This is a genomic window from Virgisporangium aurantiacum (assembly GCF_016863635.1).
In the GTDB taxonomy this organism is placed as follows: domain Bacteria; phylum Actinomycetota; class Actinomycetes; order Mycobacteriales; family Micromonosporaceae; genus Virgisporangium; species Virgisporangium aurantiacum.
Window position 1 is genome coordinate 750,157 of the sequence record NZ_BOPG01000012.1, and the last position, 21,867, is coordinate 772,023.

General features: G+C 73.1%; 13 protein-coding genes. 4 read left to right on the forward strand and 9 right to left on the reverse strand.

The features are described from left to right. Positions 1-6: 6 nt before the first annotated feature. Positions 7-9,015 carry an RHS repeat-associated core domain-containing protein gene (locus Vau01_RS12140; protein WP_203990835.1) on the reverse strand — a complete coding sequence of 3,003 codons (9,009 nt, stop codon included), beginning with the start codon at positions 9,013-9,015 and terminating at the stop codon, positions 7-9. 165 nt (positions 9,016-9,180) lie between these two features. Here Vau01_RS12140 and Vau01_RS12145 point away from each other — a divergent pair, with 165 nt between their 5' ends. Beyond that, complete coding sequence (locus Vau01_RS12145; protein WP_239151513.1) at positions 9,181-9,837, forward strand: DUF6882 domain-containing protein; 657 nt, start codon at positions 9,181-9,183, stop codon at positions 9,835-9,837. A 21-nt stretch (positions 9,838-9,858) separates the two neighbouring features. Here Vau01_RS12145 and Vau01_RS12150 read toward each other — a convergent pair whose 3' ends face one another. After that, positions 9,859-10,326: a sugar O-acetyltransferase gene (locus Vau01_RS12150; protein WP_239151514.1), complete on the reverse strand. Its 468-nt coding sequence runs from the start codon at positions 10,324-10,326 to the stop codon at positions 9,859-9,861. Positions 10,327-10,484: 158 nt separating this feature from the next. Here Vau01_RS12150 and Vau01_RS12155 point away from each other — a divergent pair, with 158 nt between their 5' ends. Continuing rightward, positions 10,485-11,228, forward strand: coding sequence for a class I SAM-dependent methyltransferase (locus Vau01_RS12155; protein ID WP_203990844.1), 744 nt, complete (start codon positions 10,485-10,487; stop codon positions 11,226-11,228). Here the strand turns inward: Vau01_RS12155 and Vau01_RS12160 are convergent. Further along, complete coding sequence (locus Vau01_RS12160; RefSeq protein WP_203990847.1) at positions 11,184-14,009, reverse strand: penicillin acylase family protein; 2,826 nt, start codon at positions 14,007-14,009, stop codon at positions 11,184-11,186. The genes Vau01_RS12155 and Vau01_RS12160 overlap by 45 nt on opposite strands. 120 nt (positions 14,010-14,129) lie before the next feature. Here Vau01_RS12160 and Vau01_RS12165 point away from each other — a divergent pair, with 120 nt between their 5' ends. After that, positions 14,130-14,618: a hypothetical protein gene (locus Vau01_RS12165; RefSeq protein ID WP_203990850.1), complete on the forward strand. Its 489-nt coding sequence runs from the start codon at positions 14,130-14,132 to the stop codon at positions 14,616-14,618. A 9-nt stretch (positions 14,619-14,627) separates the two neighbouring features. On the opposite strand, the gene Vau01_RS12170 is transcribed toward Vau01_RS12165, so the two are convergent. The 4 genes from Vau01_RS12170 to Vau01_RS12185 form a co-directional block, all read right to left on the reverse strand. Next, positions 14,628-16,169 carry a S8 family serine peptidase gene (locus Vau01_RS12170; RefSeq protein ID WP_203990853.1) on the reverse strand — a complete coding sequence of 514 codons (1,542 nt, stop codon included), beginning with the start codon at positions 16,167-16,169 and terminating at the stop codon, positions 14,628-14,630. A gap of 18 nt (positions 16,170-16,187) precedes the next feature. After that, a complete protein-coding gene (locus Vau01_RS12175) occupies positions 16,188-16,625 on the reverse strand; it encodes a hypothetical protein (RefSeq protein ID WP_203990856.1) in 438 nt (145 codons plus the stop codon). Positions 16,626-16,659: 34 nt separating this feature from the next. Continuing rightward, the gene (locus tag Vau01_RS12180; RefSeq protein ID WP_203990859.1) at positions 16,660-19,266 is read right to left on the reverse strand and encodes a CHAT domain-containing protein; all 2,607 of its coding nucleotides are present in this window, start codon (positions 19,264-19,266) and stop codon (positions 16,660-16,662) included. Between the two features lie 71 nt (positions 19,267-19,337). Further along, a complete protein-coding gene (locus tag Vau01_RS12185; RefSeq protein ID WP_203990862.1) occupies positions 19,338-19,508 on the reverse strand; it encodes a hypothetical protein in 171 nt (56 codons plus the stop codon). A gap of 82 nt (positions 19,509-19,590) precedes the next feature. Here Vau01_RS12185 and Vau01_RS12190 point away from each other — a divergent pair, with 82 nt between their 5' ends. Next, positions 19,591-19,947 carry a VOC family protein gene (locus Vau01_RS12190; RefSeq protein ID WP_203990865.1) on the forward strand — a complete coding sequence of 119 codons (357 nt, stop codon included), beginning with the start codon at positions 19,591-19,593 and terminating at the stop codon, positions 19,945-19,947. Positions 19,948-19,953: 6 nt separating this feature from the next. Here Vau01_RS12190 and Vau01_RS12195 read toward each other — a convergent pair whose 3' ends face one another. Both Vau01_RS12195 and Vau01_RS12200 read right to left on the reverse strand, forming a co-directional pair. Further along, positions 19,954-20,934, reverse strand: coding sequence for an NAD(P)-dependent alcohol dehydrogenase (locus Vau01_RS12195; RefSeq protein ID WP_203990868.1), 981 nt, complete (start codon positions 20,932-20,934; stop codon positions 19,954-19,956). A 32-nt stretch (positions 20,935-20,966) separates the two neighbouring features. Continuing rightward, a complete protein-coding gene (locus tag Vau01_RS12200) occupies positions 20,967-21,806 on the reverse strand; it encodes an NmrA family NAD(P)-binding protein (protein ID WP_203990871.1) in 840 nt (279 codons plus the stop codon). Between the last annotated feature and the right edge of the window lie 61 nt (positions 21,807-21,867).

The following is a 21,867-nucleotide window of genomic DNA, read 5'->3' on the forward strand; positions in this document are numbered from 1 at the left end:
GGGTCCTCATTTCTTGTTCTCGATGATGAAGACGAGCGTTCCCTCGTTGGTGGCGACGACGATCTTCAGCAGCCGGGGGAACGGGTTCGGGCCGTCGTAGACGGGCTCGACCCGGTAGTAGACCGTCTCGCCGCTGACGACCTTGTCGTGGACCTGCTTCTCCACACCGTGGTACATCGAGCTGGAGTTGACCTGGTTCTGCCAGAGCGGAACGAGGTTCCGCGGATCCGACCCATTCCCCCCGAGTTCCCTGCCGATGAGGTGACCACGGGCTATGCCTTTACTGCCGACGAAGCCGGGCGGGTCGTACGAACCCGCCTTCGTCCCGGTGGGCGGGATCGCTCCCTGGTAGCAGGCCTCGGCACCGGTGGCGCGTCCCGGTCCACCGGCGATCGACCTCTCCAGCGGCATGTAGCGGATCGGATCCCCCGACCAGGTGCCGTTCAGGCACCCCGACCGCCGGCCGGCGTAGACGCTCTGTTCCGGGTCGGACGAGCCGTCGTAGACGCTCAGCCGCCAGTTCCTCCCCGCCTTGCCGGCCTCGACGATCCACAGCACGCCCAGCATCGACAGCGTCCCCACCGGGGTGGTGGCCGTGTCCTCGTCGTCGTCCGCCGGGGCGACGGTGGTGTTGAGGGCGTCGATGGTCTGCTGCGGGCCGGGATCGACCACGTTCGTCGAGCCGGTCAGGATCCGGACGGCGGGTTCCCGCGGCGTGATGGTGTCGGCCGGCGCCGGCGGGAGTACCGGCTTGACCAGAGGCGGGAGCCAGCCGGGCAGCGGCCGGGCTTCCGGACGCGTCTCGAACCGGTTCCGCGAACCGGCCCCGCCGCCCTGGTTCAGGCTGTCGCCGCCGCCGACGCCGCTGAAGCTGTTCCCGCCGCCCTCACCGGAGAAGCTGTTGGACGCGGACGGCCCGATCCGGCGCGCGTAGCCGCTGTCCGCGTCGACGTCGGTGTCGCGGGACGGACCGATCCACGGCCACCACCCCCACCTGCTCGCCTCCCTCCCGGCGTTGCCGGCGCGGTTGGAGGTGCCCGGCTTGGATCCACTGCCGCCGCTTTGCGGACCGGCAGGCTTGCCGCCCGGCATGGGCTGGCGGGGGCCGCCCTTCGGCTTGACCACGCAGGGCCGGCGAACGCCGCACGGGCGGTGCCCGTCGGGATCGGTGGCACCGACCGGATCGCCGGCACCGTAGGCGTACCGGTTGCCGTCGCCCGTCGGCGCCGGCTCCAGGGTCCACGTGTCCCGGCTCAGGAACCCGCCGGTGGCCGGGCTGTACCACCGGGCGGCCATGTTGACCGAGCCGGTGTCGGGATCGGTCCAGCCGCTCTGGTACCCGAGGGAGCTGGTCTCCCCCGACGAGCCGGTGGGTGTGCCGAACGGGTCGAAGGTGCGCGTGCCGGTGACCGACGCGGACAGGTAGCGACCGGTGACGTCGCCGTGCTCGTCGGCGTAGAGCAGGTGACCGCTCGCGGCACCCGTGGCGCGGTCGGCGAACGGGGCGCCGTCGACGTCACGGCTGATGACCCGGCGGCCGTCGCTGACGACGCTGTTGCCCTGGCCGTCGTAGCGGAACGCGTCGCCGCCGCGGGTGGCCTGCCGGTCGAGGCCGTCATAGGTGTATTCGGTCGGCCCGTCGGCCACGAGCCGCTCGAACGCGTCGAACCGGGTCACGCGGCTGTCGGCACCCACGGCCGGACCCGTGCCCGCCGGCCCGACGCGGCCGAGCGTCCCGCGCGCCGAGTAGGTGTACCGGTTGACGCCGTCGCCCAGCAGCCGGTCGCGCTCGTCGTAGGTGAACGTCGTCGGCCCGGCCCGCGTCCGGTTGCCGGCGTCGTCCCACCCGTACGCCGTCACCCGCGCGTCCGGGGCGGTCCACGAGGTCAGCCGGCCGGCGCCGTCGTAGCCGTACGCCTGTGTCGCGCTCGTCCCCTGCTGGGTCTGCGTACGGGTCGTGACGTGACCGTCGAGGTCGTAGCCGTAGGTGGTGCCGTGCAGCACGCGGGCCGGCACGCCGGAGTCGATGCGCTGTTCGACCGTGTCGCTGCTGACCCGGCCGAGATCGTCGTGCCCGATCACGCGGCGCACCCTGGTCGAGGACCGGTCGGTGACCGTGCCGAGCAGGCCGCCGGTCGTGTACCCGTAGTCGACCGTGCGGCCGGTCACCGGGTCGCTCATCGACGCGGGACGGCCGACGGGGTCGTACGTGAAGGTGGTCGTTCCGGCCGCGTCGCGGCGCCACTCCAGGTTGCCCTCGCCGGTGTACCCGTAGGTGGCGGCCCCGCCCGCGCCGGTCGACTCGACGAGCTGGCCCCGGTCGTCGAAGCGGTAGGTGGTGTCGCCGGCGGGTCCACCGACCGTGGTGAGCCGCCCGTCCGGGTCGTAGCCGAGCCGGCGGTCGGCGGTGCCGGCCTCCGCACCGGTGCCACGTTCGAGGGTCGGCCGCCCCTGCGCGTCGAACTGACGGGTCCGGCGCACACCGCCGGGCAGCAGCTCCTCCACCGCCTGGCCGGCGGCGTCGTAGCCGGTGGTCCACGTCCGCTCGGCGGCCCCCGGATGCGCGGCCGTCGCGGGCTCCACAGTGGACTCCGGTAGGCCCCAGGCGGTGTACGTGTAGTCGGTGGCGTGACCGTTGCCGTCGACGTACCGGGTCCGGTTGCCGGCCGCGTCGTAGCCGAGCCCGATCGTGATCGTGTGCGACGCGTCGACGGTCGCGGTGCGGCTCGTCATCCGCCCGGCGGCGTCGTAACCGGAGGTGGTCCGGCGGCCCTGCGGGCTCGTCTCCGCGATCGGCCGGCCGCCGGCGTCGTACTCGACGGTTGACGACCGCAGCAGGGTGTCGCCCTTGCGGTCGGCGATCTCGACGGGCCGGCCGAGCGGGTCGTACGCGATGACGGTCTCCAGGCCGCCGGGGTCACGCATCGATCTCGTCCGGCCGGCGATGTCGTACCCGAAGGTCGCGGTCCGGCCGGTCGCGTCGGTGACGCCGGTCTGTTCGCCGAGGCCGTTGTAGGTGGACGCGGTGACGTTGCCCAGCGGGCTGATGACCCGGACGGGCTGCCCGCCGTCCTCGTACTCGATCCGGGTGATGTAGTAGGCGAGCACGGGCACCCGCTCGACCTGCGTACGGGTCACCTCCCGACCCAACTGGTCGTACGTCGATCGGACCTGTGCGCCGCCCGGTGTGGTGGTCGACAGCGGCTCGCCGGTGCGCGTCCAGGTGAAACGCGTCGTCGACGGTGCGCCGTCGACGGCCGGCAGCGTGCGGGTCAGCAGGTTGCCGTGCGGGTCGTAGGTCGACGTCGTGACCCGGCCCAGCGGGTCGGTGACCCGTTCGGGCCGGCCGAGCGCGTCGTACCCGATCCGGGTGGTGGCCGTCAGCGGCGCGCCGCCCGGCGGGGTGTACGTGGGCGGGGTGAACGTCTCCGGCCGGCCCATGGTGTCGAAGCCGTTGACGGTGACGCCGCCGTTCGGGTCCCGTTCGTGCGTCGGTTCGCCGAACGTGTTGCGTCCGGTGACCGCCGTGGGCCGCACACCGGTCGTGCGGACGCCGCCCTGCCACACGTCGACGGCGGGCCCGGTGGCCGAGACCACCGCGCCGGTCGGGTCGTAGGCGAACGTCGTCGTCTGCCCGCTCCGGTCGCGGACGCCGACCGGCAGGCCGCGTTCGTCGTACGTCGTCACGGTCGACACCTGCACGCCCGCGCCCAGGACGGCGTCCTCGCGGGTCCGCTGATCGTCCGGGCCGTACCCGAGGTAGGTGATCTCCTCACGGTCCGGTTGCGCCGCACCGGTCCGCCGGATCCGGGTCGGGTTGCCGTCGGCGTCGCGCAGGAACCCGGTGACGCGGTTGACGCCGCTCGGATCGAGCGTTTCGGTCAGCGGCAGGCCGGCCGGGTCGTAGGTGTAGGTCGCGGTGCGGCCACCGGCCTCCACCACCTCGGTGGGGTTGCCGGCGGGGTCGTACGAGACCCGGCGCAGCGGCACGGCGCGCACCGTGCCGTCGGGTGCCTGGTAGTTCTCCCGGGTGACGGTCGCCGGCAACCCGTCGTCGTAGTAGGTGTACCGGGTGAGCCGGCCCATGGCGTCGGTGACCGTGGCGAGCTGCCCGGCCGGGTCGTAGCTGCGGTACTCCAGCGCCAGGATCGTGGCGGCCGGGTTCAGCGGATCGACACCGGCTCCCTCGACGGTGCGCGTCAGCAACCGTCGCCCGTCGTCGTACCGGTCGTGCCAGACGATGCCCGCCGGATCCGTGGTGTCGACCTGCAGACCGTCGGCGCTGTAGGCACGGGTCTCGCTCCGGCCGTCCGGATAGGTCGTACGGGCGAGCCGGTCGTGCGCGTCGTACCCGAACGTCGTGGTGCGCGGCGGGTCGCCGCCGTCGGCCGCCGGCGTGGTGTCGGAGACCGTGACGCCGGTGCTGTTGCCGTTGCCGTCGTAGCTGTAGCGGGTGACCCGCTGGTGACGCGTGCCGGTCACCGGGTTGGTCACCGCCGGTTCGGTCACACTGTCCACCTGGGACCGTTCGGTCCAGGTGGTGACGGTGCTGCCGAACACCGCTCCGCCGCTGTTCGCGGTGGTGACCTCGCGGACCCTGCCGAGCCCGTCGTAGGCGTAGCGGGTCCGTAGCCCGGTCGGTGACACGGAGCCGGCCAGGTCGCCGGTGCGCGTGTAGGTGTGCTCGGTGGTCTGGCCGCGCCGGCCGGTCGCGGTCAGCAGCAGCCCGGCCGGCACCGTGCCGCCGCCCTCGGCCGCCTCCGTACCGGTGGCGTACCGCCACGTCTCCGTCGGCGGGGCGGCCACCCCGGCCGGAACGGGGTACGTGGTCCGCGCCGGCCGGCCGGCCGGATCGTAGTCGTAGCCGATGCGGTACCGGGTGTCGTCGGGTCCGCTGGAGCGGGCGTCGGACCGGCTGGTGACCCTGTCGTTGCGGGGATCGAGCGGGTCCGCCGCGTTGTGGAAGTAGGTGGCGTACGCGGTGTTGCAGGAGCCTGCCGTGCGACACGTCGTCGTCGACAGCGTATTGCCGCGCTCGTCGGTGGTGAACCGGGCCTCGCGACCGTTGGCGTCCACGACGGACGACAGGTAGCCGGCGGCGTTGTATCCGTACCGCTGCACCGCGCCGTCGTGCGCCTGGCTCACGATCCGGCCGCCCCGGTCGGCGTCGAAGGTGTACGTCCAGTCGGGATACGGGCCGTGCATCACGACGGTCCGGGTCGCCTGGTCCCGGGTCGGCGGGTCGAGGCGCCAGGTCCGGTTCCAGTTGTCGGTCAGGGAACGGACGCGGTCCAGGCCGTCGTCGTAGGTGAGCGTGGCGTACCTGCGATCGTCCTGGGGAAGCGTGATGCCGGTGAGGCGGTCGATGGAGCGCGCGGCGTCGAAGTGCTGGCGCACGGCGAGCGGCCCGAGGCCGTGCTCGTACAGCGCCAGCTCGTCGATGCTGCCGGCGAAGTGGAACCGGTCGCCGTCGGTGGCCGGCCAGTCCTTCGCATGTCCGGCGCCGACGGTGACGTGGAGCTGGCCGCGGTGGTCGATCAGGCCGGACGCCGTCACCCGCTGCGGCTCGCCGTCGACGTAGAGGGTCTGCGTGTCGACCGCGGCGGACAGGACGGCGTGGTGCCAGGCGCCGTCGTCGACCGTCCCGTTGCTGACCGCCTGGCGCGGGCCGGTCGGGTTCGGCACCGGGAAGCCGCCGTAGAGATAGCCGTCGGTGCCGACGTAGAGCACGGGGCTCCACGCCGTGGCCGCCGCCGGGAACGGCCCCCCGTTCTGCGTGCTGATCAGCACACCGGCGCCCGTCGTCTTGAACCACAGCTCGGCCGTCAGCGACATCGACTGTGTGGTGAGCTTGTCGGGCAGGCTGACCCGGCTGCTCACGCCGTCGAACACGGCGGCCCTGTCGGTGGTGCCGGCGATCGCCCCGTCGCCGCCGAGCACGACGCCGTCGTAGCGTCCGGCGTCGGCACCCGCGGCACGGGCGACGACGCTGGCGGCGGTCGTGCCGGACGTCTCCCCGAACCGCCAGTACGCCCGCGGACCGTCGTCGACGACCGAGCTGCGGTAGTGCGACCCGGTGCCGTACGTGTACCTGGTGCAGTTGGGAGCGGGGCCGGGGGCGCAGACGGAGGTCAGCCGCGAGCCCTCGTACCCGTACGTCCACAGTGGACCATCGTTGGCCTGCACCGTGGCGACGCGTCCGCCGTCCCACGTCAGGGTGAGCCGGCGACCGCTGGTGTCGTTGCGGATCTCCACGACGTGGTCGTCGGCGTCGTGGCGCAGCGTCTCGGTCAGCCCGTACGGATCGACGACCGTGACGAGCCGGCCGAGGACGTCGAAGACCCAGCGACTGCCGCTGGCGTCGCGCTGGGTCCACCGGCCGGTCGCCGAGTCGTAGGTGAGCGTGAGCGCCTGCCCCGGCGGCGCGGCGTACGTGCCGTCGGGGTTACGGCCGTAGCGCACCTGCCGTCCGGTCGCGAGCGTCACCACGACGCTGCCGGACGTGTCGATGTCACGCGACAGGCGCGTGTCCACCCGCGACGCCCAGCCGATGCCGAACGCGCTGTCCCGGCGCGGGTCGAGGCTGTTGTACGTACGCACGATCGTGAGATCCGGGCCCACCGTCGGCACCGACGCGTCGGTCACCGTGGTGGAGTAGTTGCCGATGTTCGGGTCGAGTCCGGGCGCCTGCACGGAGTCGGGGCTGCCGGCCAGGCGGGCGGTGATCTCCGGCTGCGGCACCTGGGTGCGCAACTGCAGCGGCCCTGTGTAGGGACCCGGATCGCCGCCGTCGTGCGCCCGCACCCACCAGTGGTACGTCGTCGACCAGCGCAGTGACCCGGCCGGCGGCGTCCAGGTCTGCCCGGTCCAACCGGACTCGTGGCAGTCGACCGGCGCCTCGGCGCTGCCCGCACAGAGCTTGAAGTCGTACTTGAGCGTGGCGTTCGCCGGCCAGTTGTCGGGGTTGACGCCCTCGGCGTAGAGCGTCGGTGCGATCGACGCCACCGCGGCTCCGGTGCCGGGCTGCTCGTAGTTCACCGCCGGTGCGACGTTCGTGACCTTCATGGGCGCGGTGCCCTTGGGCACGCCGTACGTGGTGTTGAAGTCGCGGCCCTGCGGGTCGACCATCGTCAGTTCGAGGCTGTACTCGTCGGGCGGCAGCGGCGGGATCGGCACGTCGATGGTGCCGGTGCCCATCGGTGCGATGGCGGTCGGCGGGGCGATCCACGCGGACGTGGCCACCACCTGGCCGGCGCGCTTGACGGTGAGGCCGAGCCGGTATCCCCCGCCGGCCGGCCACGGCGACGACCCGAGGTTGGTGGTGCGGACCCGGACGCGCCCCGGTGTGTTGTTCGTCGGTTGCAGCAACTCGTCGGCCTCGTACGACGCGCCCTCCGGCGCGTACGTCACGTCGAGGTGCGGCGGGTTGGCCGATCCGGCGGCGGCGAACCGCTTGTAGCCGGCCGCGTCCCGCTCGTTCGACGCGCGAAGGCTCAGCCCGTGGAACGGCGCGCCGTGCGTCCACCGGGTCGCGTCGTCGGCGTTGACGCTGAACGGCTCCCAGCCGGCCGGGCACGACCCGCCGCTGCCGCGGTGCGCGAAGGACCGGGTGTCGTACGCCTTGTTCACCGGCGCGCCGGGCCACAGCATCGACCTGCCGGCCCAGGGCGCCGCGACCTCGAACAGCGTTGCGGGCGCCGGCACGCACGACGCCGCCCACGAGTTGAACACCACCAGCGAGGCACCGTTGACGTACTGGTTCTGCAGCCGGGTGGCCAACTGTCCGAAGTGGAAGTAGGCCCGCCCGGCGGCCCCGCTGCCGTCGAGCGACCCGACCTGCAGGTCCAGCGCACTGGACTGTTCGCCGTATCCGGGCATGACGAACGTGTCGTCGCTGTCGACGCCGATCGTGGTGGCGCCGGCCTGGATCACCATCTCGGCCGCCACCGGGAAGGCCCGGGCCGGGTCCTGGAGCCACGCCGGGTCGGCCACGACGCGCAGCACCACCGCCCCGGTCGGGCCGACGTCGATCCGTTGCCCCGCCCCGGGTGCGACGGCGCCGGCGGCGTCCACAATGGACAGTGGTGGGACGACCATCCGCACCGTGCCGTCGGCGCCGACCAGGTTGATGCCGCCGTCCGGCGTCGCCTCGGCCGCCACCCCGCGCAACGAGAGCGGCAGCGCCAGAGCGCCACCGGCCGACGCCGACCGCAGGAGTACCTGCTGCCGGGCACCGGACCGGGTCGCCGTCACCCGCAGGTCGGTTCCCGGCCGGATGCCGGCGAACGTCGCCGTGTCACCGTCCACAGTGGACCGGACAGCGGCACCACCGTCGACACCGATGCCGACGGACTGGTCGGCACCGGTGCCCATCTCGACCAGCGGGGCACCCGCCGACCCGCGGGCGATCGCGAGCCGGTACGGCACGCGGACCGGTCGCAGCACGTCCCCGTCCGGCTCCAGGCGCGTCTCGATCGGTTGCCAGGTGCCGTCGGGCAGTTCGACGTTGACGGGGTCGGTGTACATCCGCAGCGTGCGGGTGCCGTCGGGGTTGGCGAACACCGTGGTCCGCGCGTCGCGTTGATCCGCCAGTTCCCGGCTGTGCCGTTCGTCGAAGCTCGCGGGCATGGGCTGGCGCGTGACCGCGGTCGGAACCGTCCGTGCCGCCTGCGGGTCGCCGACGACGCGGGCCGGCACCGCCACCTCGTCGGCGACGGCGCCCGCGGGCCGCGCGGTGCGGCGCGCCGATGCCGCGACCGGTGCCCGGGTGTCCGCCGCCCCGGTACGGTGGCCGGATCCGGTCGCCGAACCGGTGGCCTGCCGCGGCGCCTGGTCGGCGGCTCCCGCCGGCCGGCTCCGCGGGTTCCCCGGCGGCAGCAGGGCGAGCGGCTCGCCGGTAAGGACGAGCAGCAGGGCGAACAGAACGATCAGACCGCGGTGACGTGCACGCGATGAGCGTCCCCGATGTCGTCGTTGCGGTGCCGGCACGCCGTCGTGCACCGTTTGCCCACGCATTGCTTGTCTCCGATCGGTCGATACCGGAGACCGACGCTAAGGGCCGCCGGAGCGCCGTGGCCGGTTCGCGGGCGGCCTGAATCGGCCAACGGCCGGATCCGGCCAACGGGACCGCTTCCGCGGATGGCGTAGCCTGCGAGAGGTCGTCGAGTGGAAGGTGCTTACGTGCAAGGGTTTCAGGATGTGTTCGCCCGACACGTCGCCACCGCGTTGGCCCGCCAGCTCGCACTCGGCGACCTGCTCGGCGACCGGGGCTGGTCGCTCGACATCGGTACGGGCACAGCGACGTTCGGCACCGACCTCAGGTTCCGGGTCCAGTTGCTGGGCACCGAGAGCGAGGACGACGGCACCTGGTTGTGGGCCTGGGCGAACACCGGGAGCGCTCTGCCGCCGGCGCTGCTCCATGCCGCCGACGGGCTCCGGGAACACGGACGGCAAACCGGTCCGGCGGAGCTGACGGAGCCGACGTTCCGGCTCGACCGGGCCGACGGCCACCAACTCTCACTGCTGGCCTCCGGCCTGACCGGACGCTGCTACTACCGCGGGCCGTATCCCGGTGGCGCGTTGTTCTTCCAGCTCGAGGACGTCCCGGCACAGGTGCTCGCGCCGGCGCGGCCGGAACGGGTGCTGTCGGTGCTGGGGCAGGTCATCCAGGCGTACGACGTCGACCATCGCACGGTCGTCGAGAGCTTTCTCGCGCAGCAGGGATGGCAGGTCGACGCCGCAGCCGGATCCGTGACCGGCCGGCACCCCGACGGGTCGACCGTGCTGGTGAACCTCGACGGTTACGGACGGATCCGCGACATCGGCGGCCAACTATGACGGAGACCCCGCAACTGCTCGTCAGCCGGGCACCGGGATCTCGCGCACGACGCGGGCCGGGTTCCCGACCGCGACCACGTTCGCGGGCAGGTCCCGGGTGACCACGGCGCCCGCGCCGACCACCGTGTTCGCGCCGATCGTCACGCCGGCCAGCACGATCGCGCCGCTGCCCAGCCACACGTTGTCGCCGATGACGATGGGCCGGGCGGCCTCCCACTTCGCCCGCCGGAGCTCGGGATCCACCGGGTGGGTCGGCGTGAGCAGCTGGACGTTCGTGCCGATCTGCACGTCGTCGCCGATGGTGATCGGGGCGACGTCGAGCGCGACCAGGCCGTAGTTCGCGAACGTGCGGGCGCCGACGCGGAGGTGGCCGCCGTAGTCGACGTACAGCGGCGGGCGGATGACCGTGTCCGGGCCCCCGCGCCCAGCAGCTCGGCCAGCACCCGGTTCCGCTCGTCGTGCTGCCGCGGCGGCCCCGGCAGCGTGCACACCACCACGATGCGCACCGCGCAACCGGTGCCCCCGTGGGACACGGTGCCGGTGACGCTGATGGGCGACGCCATCCACACCGGCCGTCGTTCTCCATGCGTACGAGCGTACATATAAATTGGATCGACGCGCGGCCGCCGCTCGGGAAGGCTGCCCCGATGAGACAGGACGAGATCTGGGACGAGCGCGCGGCGCGGCGGTACGACACCCCCGGCACCGGGATGTTCGCGCCGGAGGTGCTCGGCCCCGCCGTCGACCGGCTCGCCGCGCTCGCCGAGGGCGGGCGGGCACTGGAGTTCGCGATCGGAACCGGGCGGGTCGCGGTTCCGCTCGCCGAGCGGGGCGTGCCGGTCACCGGCATCGAGCTGTCGGAGGCGATGCTCGCCCAGCTCCGCACCAAGGCCGACGAGAGCACGATCCCGGTGGTAGCCGGCGACATGGCCACCGCCACCGCACCCGGGCGGTACACGCTGGTGTACCTCGTCTTCAACACGATCTCCAACCTGCTCACCCAGCGCGAGCAGGTCGCGTGCTTCCGCAACGCGGCCCGGCACCTCCTCCCCGGCGGCAGGTTCGTCGTCGAGTTGGAGGTGCCGGAACTCCGGAAGCTCACGCCCGGGCAGAGCGCCGTGGTGGTCGGGTCGCGGCCCGGCTACATCGGGCTCGACACCTACGACGTGCTGCGCCAGCACCTCGTGTCGCACCACTTCCGGTTCGACGACACGGGGACTGCCGAACTGTTCCGCTCGCCGCACCGCTACGTCTGGCCGGCCGAACTGGACCTGATGGGCCAACTGGCCGGGTTCGACCTGGAGACCCGGCACGCCGACTGGTCCGGGTCCGAGTTCGGGGCAGAGTCACCGTCGCACGTCTCGGTGTACCGGCTCCCACGTGAGAACTGACGTCGGCGGCAGCCGCACGGGATAGGTGTCGTTGGTCAGGTAGCGGCCCAGCAGGTTGCCGGACCACCGGTCACCGATTTCCTCGCTGACGCCGCCCGGCAGCGACGACTCCGCCCGCATGCCGACCGCCGCCGGCTGGGCCACGAACCGGCGGGCCGGTGCGAACCGCATGACGAACCCGTCGGCGTTGTCGGCGCGCGAGTTGAAGTTCGCGACGTCGACCGTGTACAGGCCGCCGTCGACCGGCAGCCCGGCCAACCCGGGCAGCGGTGACCGCACCGGGTTGCCGACCGAGGGCACCGAGTACGGGGCACCGAGCGGCGACGCGAACGTCACGCGGTGCAGCCGGCCCCACCGGTACGCGTCCTGGTCGGTCGCGCGGCCGAACGCGGTGGCGAACCGGTCTCCGGCGAGCAGGTCGAGCGACTCCGCCATGCCGCGCAGCAGCAGCACGTCGCGGCGGTCGGCGGGGTCCGCGACGCCGGGGAGCGCGAAGAAGTCGATGCCCGAGGCGCCGACGCCCTGGCGCTTGTCGAAGTCGGCCAGGAGCTTCTTCAGGGTCTTGAACGAGTCCCGGTCGTTGGGGACGGGCAGGTCCGGCGAGATCCGGTTCAGCGGCGCGTCGATGACGGTCCGGAACGTCCGGCCCCGCCACAGGGTGTAGAGCGTGGCGGCGATGCTCTCGTCGACCTCCTGCCGCGTCGGCGGGTCGAGCCGGCCGTCCCGGTCGGCGGCGTCGTACCCCTCCGGGATGCCGGTCGGCGTCGTGTACCGCCACCGGGCCAGCCGGCCGACCGCCTCGATGACGCGCCGGTCGGCCGCGAGCGCGGCGAGTTCCGGCGTCCTGCTGGCGCGGGCAGGGTCGCGGGCACCGTCGAGGGCCGCGGTGAGGTACGGCGTGAAGAACTGCGCGTCGAGCAGGGTCGTGTCGGCCTGCTGGTTCTTCACGTCCTCGACGGTGACCCGGCCGGCGCCGTGCGCGGTGGCCGTCCGGAGCAGGTCGGTGACCCGGCCGGCCCGCTGGCCGTCGTAGACGACACCGAGGTAGAAGATGCCGCCGCCGGGCCGGAACTGGTTCAGCAGGTCGTTGTCCAGCGTGTTGCCGGCCGGATCGTTGTTCGCGGTCACGATGACGCCGGTGGGCGGGTCGACCACCTGCGGCATCTCGGTGAACGGCAGCACCTGGAACGGCACCGCCTGGTCCGCCGGCCGCCGGTTGGTGAGCGGCAGCCATTCGTTGCCGCCGGTGCCGTCGCGCAGCTGGAACGGCGGGTTTCCGCGCACGGCGCCGGCCTGCAGGTCCTCCCGCAACGGCTGCTCGCCGCTGGTGAAATGGGCGATGTGGCCGCGCGCGTCGGCGTAGGTGAAGTTCTGCGAGCCGACGTCGAAGAAGCGCAACGCGTTACGGAAGTCGTCGACGTCGCGGGCGGTGTCGATGAGCCGGAACGCGTCCAGTTCGCGGGTGGCCGAGAACCCGGTGTACTGCACCGACAACGCGGTTCCGGCCGCCGGGTCCATCGTCAGCAGCGGGCCGTTGTTGCGGCGGGGCACCACGAGCGTCCGCGCGGGGATCGCGCCGCCCGGCGGAACGACGGCGACCGCGCCGGTGCGGGTGTTGACGCGGAACGTCTCGTCGATCGCCTGCACGTGCTCCAGCCGCCCCTGGTACACGGTGGACAGTCCGCTGGGCGACGCGGGATCGGTGCGGAGCTGCTCGACGAACGTGTCCGTGACGTCCATCGGGTTCATCGTGGCGCCCCAGACGACGTCGCGGTTGTGGCCGAGGACGACGAACGGGCTGCCCGGGAACCCGTCGCCCGCGGTCTCGAAACCGGCGCCGTGCAACCCGATCGGGTACGCGACCGACGGCGCCTCCGCCGCCAGGTGCGGGTCGCTGGCCAGGATCGGCCGTCCGGTCGCCGTGTGCCGGCCGCCGACGACCCACGAGTTCGAACCGTGGTGGACCTCGCGGTCGAGCGCGTCGGCGATCACCGGCACCTGCTCGACGCGGCGCTGGTAGTCGGCCGCGAGCGCCAACGCCGACGCGGGAATCTCCGTGGGAGCGGCAGCGGCGGCGGTTCCGGCGGACGTGGCGTTCCGGGGGTGCCGGCCGATGGCGTCGGGAACGGTGGCCGCCGGGGTGAACGGCTCGACGCGGAACAGGTCCTCGCGCACCGCTGCCGCGCCGTCGAATCCGGCCTTCGCGCCCGCCGTCCGGTAGGCCTGTGCGATGAGCGTGCGGTCGATGTCGAGGTCGAACGACAGCCCGAACGCGATCAGCTTGATGACCGCCAGGCTGTCGACCGGCGTCCACGGGTCCACTGTGGACAGTTTCAGCGACCGGTACTGCCCGGGCAGGTCGTGCCGGGCGACGAACGCGTTCACCCCGTCGGCGTACGCCCGCAGCGCGCCCTGCGTCTCGGGCGACTGGGCCGGCAGGCCGCGTTCGGCGGCGCGGCGCAGGCCGATCGTGCGCATCTGGACGTCACCGGGCAGGGCCGACTCGCCGAGCAGTTCGGCCAGCGTGCCGGACGCGGTGCGGCGACTCACGTCCATCTGGAACAGCCGGTCGTCGGCGTGCACCCAGCCCTGGAGGTAGAACAGGTCGTACGGGTCGGTCGCCCGGAGGTGCGGCACCCCGTCGACGTCCCGGACGATCGACCCGGCCCCGCGCAGGCCGGGAACCTCGACCGTATCCTCGGCGGACGCCCTGTCGGGAACAGCCGCCACAGCCGCCGCCAGCAGGCCGACCGAGAACAACGCGACGCGCGATCTGCGCATCAGACACTCCTCACCTCGAAGTCGTATGAGGTTCGGTCGGCTGGGAGCGCCGGATCGTTGCGTAGGCAAAATTATTTCGCTGACACGATCTGTCAGGGGTCCGGCCGTAGCGTCCGGCCCATGCTCACGAACGCCACGGTCAACAACAACTTCGACTTCTTCGTCGGCACCTGGACCTCGACCCAGCGCCGCCGGCGGAAGATCCTCGCCGGCAGCCCCGCCGGCCCGGACGAGTGGTACGAGTTCCCCGGCCACACGAGGTGCTGGAGCCTGCTCGACCGCGCCGGAAACATCGACGAGGTCACCTTTCCGACACAGGGCTTCAGCGGCGTGACGCTGCGGCTGTACGACGCGACGAGCGACACCTGGTCGCTGTACTGGGTCAACAGCCGCACCGGAATCTCGCTGCCGCCGGTGGTCGGCCGGTTCGGCGACGACGGCCGCGGCGTCTTCGGGTGCGACGACGTCCACGAGGGCACGCCGATCCGGGTCCACTACATCTGGTCGGGGATCACCGACTCGTCGTGCCGCTGGGAGCAGGAGTTCTCCGCCGACAGCGGCACGACGTGGGAGACCAACTGGGTCGCCGACTTCACCCGGGTGGAGTGAGACCGGACCTCAGCACATCGGCGGCAGCCCGGGATCCGGTGGGGTGTTCGGTTTCGCGTCGAGGGTCGTCAGCGTGACCGCCACACCCCCGCCGACCGCCGACGAGCATTTCGCGCCGGCGGCGGCGATGTCGGGCCAGGCCCGGTAGGCGGGCGTTCCCGGGTTCGCCGCCAGGTACTGGGCGAACAGGGCGGCGACGTACGGGCCCGCGTACGACGTGCCGTCGACCAGGGCCTGGCCCATCACGGGATCGGTGTCCACCGCGAAACTGACGCCGATCAGGTGCCGGGTCGACAGGTCGACGCCCGGCGCCCAGGCCTCGACCCAGGTGCCGAAGTTCGAGAAGTCGGCCCGCCGACCGGAGCGCGACCGCGACGTCCAGCCGCCGTTCTCGGCCCCCTCGGTGGTGTCGAGCGCGCCGACCGACAGCACCGACTCGTGGCCGAACGCGGCCGGGTAGTAGCGGCGGGACGTGTTGCGGTTGCCGGCCGACGCCACGATCAGCGTCTCCCGGTAGTGGTCCACCGCGTCGGCGACCATCTGCAGGCCCAGCGGCACCAGGTCGCCCCGCGTCGGGTTCAGCGGGTCGATGGCGCAGCCCGGGGTGCCGAACGCGGCCACGGCCAGGTCCGGCGACCGGGTGAGGTCGTGGGCGCGGCTCAGCGTCGACGCCATCCGGCGGGTCGCGGACTCCTCGGTCGGCACGCCGCTGGGCTCGGTGATCCGGACCGCCTCGACCGACGCGCCCGGCGCCACGGTGTTGAGGACGTCGGCGATCGCCACGCTGTGCCCGTTCCAGATCCGGTCGGCCACCAGCGCCGGCGCCTCGGCGTCGACGATCTCCACGTCGGAGCCGTCGAGGCGGGTGACGTTGGGCGGCCAGTTGCCGCGCTCGCGCACCGGCATGCCCATGTCGTAGACGGCGATCGTGGTCCCCGCGCCGATCGCGTCCGCGCGGTCCGGCGGCAGCACGGTCGTGGGCTCGGGCGGACCGTTCGGCCAGCTTTCCAGCGGGCCGCCGTCGGTGTCGCCGCCGTTGGGCGCCATCAGGTAGACGGGCGCGGCCGTCATGAGCGGCGGGGTCCACAGGGCGCGCGCGGTCCTGATGAGCGCCGCCGGCGCGGCGTGTTCCAGTTCGGCGTACCAGACCGGCTGCACCGTGTGGTCCGCGGTGAGGTCCGGGAACTCGACCTTCCCGATCGTGTCGATGCCGATGCCCGCGCCACCGTTGGCGTCGAGCGCCGACCGCAGCCGGGTGCGGACGTCGGGTTCGTCGAGCCAGGTGCGGATCGCGATCCGGTCCAGCCGGTACGCGACCGCCTGCGGCGGCTCCCCGCTGACGGGATCGGTGACCGCGCACGCCGTCACCGCGCTCTTGTCGACGTAGGCCGGCCCCTCGGCGAAGTGCGCGACCAGCGACTCCGCGGTGTCGGTTCCGCGTACCGGCGGCGGGTCGGCGTGCGCGGCCGTCGGGGTCAGCGGGTCTGCGGTCAGCAGGCCCGCGGTCAGCACAATGACACTGGCGAGTGTCTGTCTTCTTCGAAGCTTCATGTGGTGTCGTCCATGTCGTCAGAGGAGAAGAAACCAGTCGGTGGTGACGGGTCCGAGGCGGAGCCGGGCGGGGCCGGAGCCCGGCCGGGCGAACGTGAACCGGCCGAGGTCGTCGACCGGTCGGGCCCGCGCCGGCCCGCGCACCCGCTCCAGGACGACCTCGACCGGGCCGCCCACCAGCACCTGACCGTCCAGCCGGCCGTGGGCGGCGACCACCTCGACGGCGAGCGACCCGTCGCCGACCTCGAACACCAGCACGCCGCCGGGGTGCGCGGGTCCGCGCAGGCCGACCGGTTCGGCGACCGGTGGGTCGAGCAGTTCCGCGCGGACGGCGCCGGCGCCGGCGAACGAGGCGAAGGACAGGAGACCCTCGAAGCGGCCCGCCGGTGGACCGGCGCACCCGTCGAGGGCCATGCGCAGCTCGTCGAGCAGCCGCGCGTCCGGTCCTTCGGTCACGGTGCCAGGACCCACCAACGGCCCGCTGGATACATCAGGTCGTACCGAACGCGGCGAGACACGCCGCTGTCAGGTGGGCGTCCGCGTCGGGGGCGAGGTCGGCCAGCGCCGCCGCCGGTGACACCCCGGCCGCGATCCGCGCGTGCAGCGCGGTCATCACGTCGCGGGTCGTGGCGGTGTCGGGCAGCGCGCAGACGGCGGCGACCAGGCTGCGGGTCCCGTGCGTGAGCAGCGTCGCCGACAGGCCGAGCAGCCCGTCGCCGGCGTGGATCCCGACACCGGTGTGGCAGCCGGAGAGCACGACGATCGCCGGCAGGCGCGGCACCCGCTCCAGGTCGAAGACGTACAGCGGACCGTCGGCCAGCTCCAGCGACGACCACAGCGGGTTGTCGGGCCGCACGCGGGCGTGGCAGGCGAGGTGCGCGACCGGGGCGCCGTCGAGCGCGGTGGTCACGGCGGCGGCGGTCGCCGCCGGTCCGGTGAGCAGGGACGCGCCGGGGTAGTGCGCCGCGACCGCGACGGCCTCGGGCGCGGCCTCCAGCAGTCGCGGACCGGACACCACGACCGGCGGCCGGACCGGCGACCCGGTCGGCGCTGCCGGTGCGGTCGTCTCGGCCGCGTGCCACCAGGTCGCCGACGGTGCGACCGCGACCGGACGGCGGGCCAGGCACGGCAGCAGATGCCAGGGGACCGCGTGCAGCGCGGCCGGCACGACAAGGACCACCGGCCCCTCGCCCCGGAACAGGTTCAGGACGACGTGATCGAGCCGCCCGAGCGCGCGTCTCATCAAATCCACGCGATCGCCGCGACCGGCGCGGAAGCCCCGCGGTGTGATCAGCGACCGCAGCGCGGACAGTGCCGTGGCCGCGGCGTCGACCACCGCGGCGGCCGGCCCGAGCGCGAAGAGCCGGGCCCGGCCGGCGGCGAGCCGCACGCCGACGAGGTGGCCGTCGACCTCCGCGAGCGCCACCAGCGTGCGCCCGGCGAGCGCCTCGCGCAGCGCGGGCAGGTCGGGAATCCGGCAGCCGCCGTCGCCGCCCGCCGCGAGCCGCAACTGTCTACTGTGGACGGTGCGTTCCAGGTCGCGCTGTCGACGCAGTAGATCAGTCGTGTCGTCGCCGGCGACCTCGCGCTCGCGCACCAGCGTGCCGACCTCGCGCAGTTCGGCCAGGTCGGCGGCGAGATCCGGCCGGTCGGGCGGGCGGGCCGGCAGCCAGGTCGTGGAGCCGGCACGGACCCGCTCCATCCAGTCGAGCGCGCCGGCCGCCGACCGGTTCCGCAACGCGGCGCGCAGGCCGAGACGCGCCAGGTCGGCCGCGTGCACGGCGACCGCGGCCCGGGCGTCGGCCGCCGCGAGCGAGGACCGGTGCCGGCGCAGGTCGGCGAGCCCGGCACGGATCCGCCGGGTGGCGACCGACCGGTTGCCGGCGGCGAGAGCGCACCGGGCGCCGGCGTACGTCGCGAGCATGCGGATCTCGAAGATCCCGAGCCGATCGGACCGGCGGGCGCACTCCCGCGCGAGCCTGGCGGCCGTGTCCCGGTCGCCGTCGCCGGCGGCCGTTTCCGTTTCCTCCTTCTCCACCTTCTCGGCGGCGGCGATGGCGGCGAGCGCGAAGGCTGCCGCCGCACCCCGCGCGTTGCCGGCGGCGTCGAGTTCGGCGGCGAGCGTCGTCAGTTCGTCCGGATCGTTGCCGTCGCGGCAGCGGAACACCTCGAGCCGGGCAGTGCGTTCCCAGCCGGCGAGGCCCTGCGCGGCGAAGAACGACCGGGCCCGTTCGGCGAGTCCGGCCGCCGACTCGCGGTCGCCGTCGAGCATCCGGGCGCGGGCGCACAGCAGCCACGTCTCGGCCGCCTGCATGTGGTTGCCGGCGGCGGCGAGGCGGTCGGCGGTGGTCAGCGCGAGGTCCGTCGCCTCGGCGTTGAGACCGGCGGCGAGCAGCACCTCGACCCGGTCGATCGCGACCTCCGGCGCGGAGTGGCCGAGCGCGTCGAACTGCTCGGCGGCGAGGTCGAGGTAGGTGAGCGCGCGGGGCAGGTCGCCGCGGCGGGCGTGCGCCCAGCCGAGCCCGTGATAACTCTCGGCGACGCCGAACGGGTGGCCCTCGCGCTCGAAGATCGCGCCGGCCTCGGTGTAGTCGGCGACCGCGCCGTCGCAGTCGCCCAGGTGGATCCGGATGACGCCGCGGTTGACGAGCACCTTGGCGACGTCCATGCACTGATCGAGGACCGGCAGCGCCAACTCGTACGCGGCGAGCGCGGCCTTCTGGTCGCCGGTGCACTGGTGGATCACCGCGCGTTGCAGCGCGGCGTGGGTCTTCGCACGCGGCGGACCGGTCCGGTCGACCTCGTCGAGGTGGGCCATCGCCGCCTGCGGCCGGCCGGCGATCGCGACGACGACGGCGAGGCCCAGGCGGGCGTCCGCTTCGAGGTCCGGGTCGCCGCCCGCGCCGGCCAGGGCCCGGGTGAGGTCGTGCTCGGCCAGGTCGATCTCGCCGAGATGGCGACGGGCGCGGCCCCGGATCGAGAGGACGCGGCTGAGCCGGGCCGGATCCGTTTCGCCCGCGGCCAACCGGGTCGTCGCCGCGACGACCGCACGTGGATCGCGACTGGTGTCGGCTCGAAGCCGGTCGATGTCGTCCACGGGCGGATGGTATGTGGCGCGCGCTGTCGCTTTCCTTCCACATGTGTCCGGGGTGCCTCGGGCGGGTCCGGTCAGGCCGCCAATCCGAGTCCCAGTGCGACGGCCACCACCCCGGTCGCCAGCGCGAGTACGAGCGCGCAGAACACCGTGATCTGCTGGCGGCGGGTCATCACCCATTCCTCCCGCAGCGCGATCCCGGGCGGAAGCGGGTGATCGATCGGGTGATCGACATCGTCGGCCATCATTGTCCGACGATAAACCTCTCGCCGCGGGATCCGGGGATTCCGGACGCCGATCGTCCGGAACCGGCGGTAGCGTGCCGCCATGGCTATCGCACGCTTCCCCAGCTTCGTCATCGACTGCGCCGACCCCGGTCGGCTCGCCACGTTCTACGGCACGCTGCTGGGCTGGAACGTCAAGATCTCCGACGACTGGGGCGAGATCCGGTCGGACGACGGGCAGTGCATCTGCTTCCAGCCGGTGGAGAACTACAACCCACCGGTGTGGCCGACCCAGTCGGTGCCGCAGCAGATGCACCTCGACGTCATGGTCGAAGACTTCGAGACGGCCGAGCCAGCGGTGCTCGAACTCGGCGCGACCAAGCACGAGCACCAGCCCGGCGAGACGTTCCGGGTCTACCTCGACCCGGCCGGCCACCCGTTCTGCCTCTGCATCTCGTAGAGATTTTCAGGGTTCGCCGATGGTGATCACGACGGCGCCCAGCCGCTGCTCGGTCTCGACCCGGCGGTGGGCGTCGGCCGCTTCCGACATCGGGTAGACCCGGTCGACGATTGACCGGATCTTGTCGGCTTCGATCAGCTCGGTGAGAGTCGCCAGGGCCTCCGTTGTTTCGGGGGCGAAGGCCACGGTGACGGTCTTGTCGGTGAAACGGGTGGTCAGCACCGAGCGGACGAGCACCGACAGGCGGGGATTGCCGTTGAGATAGCGCCCGCCCGGGTTGAGCATGCCGATGAGACGGCGGTACGGGCTCGCCGGGACCATGTCGAAGATGACGTCGAACCTGCGACCCGCGGTCGTGACGTCGTCGGTGGTGTAGTCGATGAAGTCGCCGGCTCCGAGGCGTCGGACGAGGCTCTCCTTGATCCCGTGGTCGACGGCGGTGACCTGCGCACCCATCGAGTTGGCGAGCTGGACGGCATGGGCGCCGATGCTGCCACCGGCCCCGAGGATCAGCACCTGCTCCCCGGGCCGGATAGCCGCGCGCCGCATGAAGTGCAGCGCGTTGAGGCCGCCGAGCGGGACGGCGGCGGCCTCGTCGAACGTCATGTTCCGTGGCTTGGGTGCGATGGCGGCGCGCTCGGAAAGGGCGACGTACTCGCCGTAGCCGCCCAGACGCAGGCCGGCGGAGCCGTAGACCTGGTCGCCCGGTGCGAAGCGGGTGACCCGCGCGCCCACCGACACCACCTCACCCGCGAAGTAGCCGCCCAGGATGCGCCGTCTCGGCCTGCTGACCCCGACCGCGATCCGCAGCGGCAACCAGAACCACTTCACCGAGTACCGGAAGCTCCTGAACTCGCAGTCGGACTTGGTCGCCTCGGCCGCCCGCACCCTGATCAGGACCTCCCGGTCGCCCGGGACCGGGGTGGGCACGTCCGCCAGGCGCAGAACGTCGGGCTCTCCGTAGCGGGTGTAGATGACGGCCTTCACGACGTCATCGGATCGGCTCGTGGGCCGTGCTGTCAAACGCGGAACGCCTCGACGTTGCGGGCCAGCCAGTCGGCGAAGGTGCGGGCGGGTCGGCCGAGGACGCGCTCGACGTCCGGGCTGATCCGCTGCTCCCGCGGAGTCGGCGCGCCGAGGATCGCCAACGTGCCGTCGGCGACGGGCTCCGGCATGAACGTGACCATCTGGGCGCGGGCCTCCGCCGCCGACTGCTCCACGAACCGCACCGGCTCCCCCAGCGCCGCCGCGATCGCCGCCGCCCGCTGGCGGGGCGTGCTCACCTCCGGCCCGGTGAGTTCGTAGACCTGGCCGGCATGCCGGCCGTCGCGCATCGCCGCCGCCACCACGTCGGCGATGTCGGCCGGGTCGACCACGGGGACGCCCACGTCGCCGAACGGTGCCGCGACCGTGCGCGCCGTCCGCACCGACTCCGCCCACGCGAACGCGTTGGACGCGAACCCACCCGGCCGCAGCAGCACCCAATCCAGACCCGAACCGCGCACGGTGTCCTCCAGGACGCGCAGCGGGGCGTGCGACACCGAGTCCGGCCGGGTGCCGGCGGCCTGCGAGGAGAGCAGGACCACCCGCCGCACCCCGCCGGCCTTCACGACGTCGAGGATCGCCGGCCCGTCGAGGTGCGCCCCGGCGCCGGAGACCAGCAGGAAGAACGCCTCGGCACCGGACACCACCGGGCGCAGGCTCTCCGGGTCGGCCAGGTCGGCCCGATGGTGCGTGACGCCCGCCGGCATTTCCGCCGGTGCGTTGCGCGAGACCGCGCGCACGTCCGCGCCGGACTCAGCCAGCGCCCGCACGAGCGACCGTCCCACGTTGCCCGTCGCTCCCGTGACCACGAACATGTTCCACCTCTTGGCTAGATGACCATCGTCCCGGGCGACGCTACTATCCTCGGTATATTAG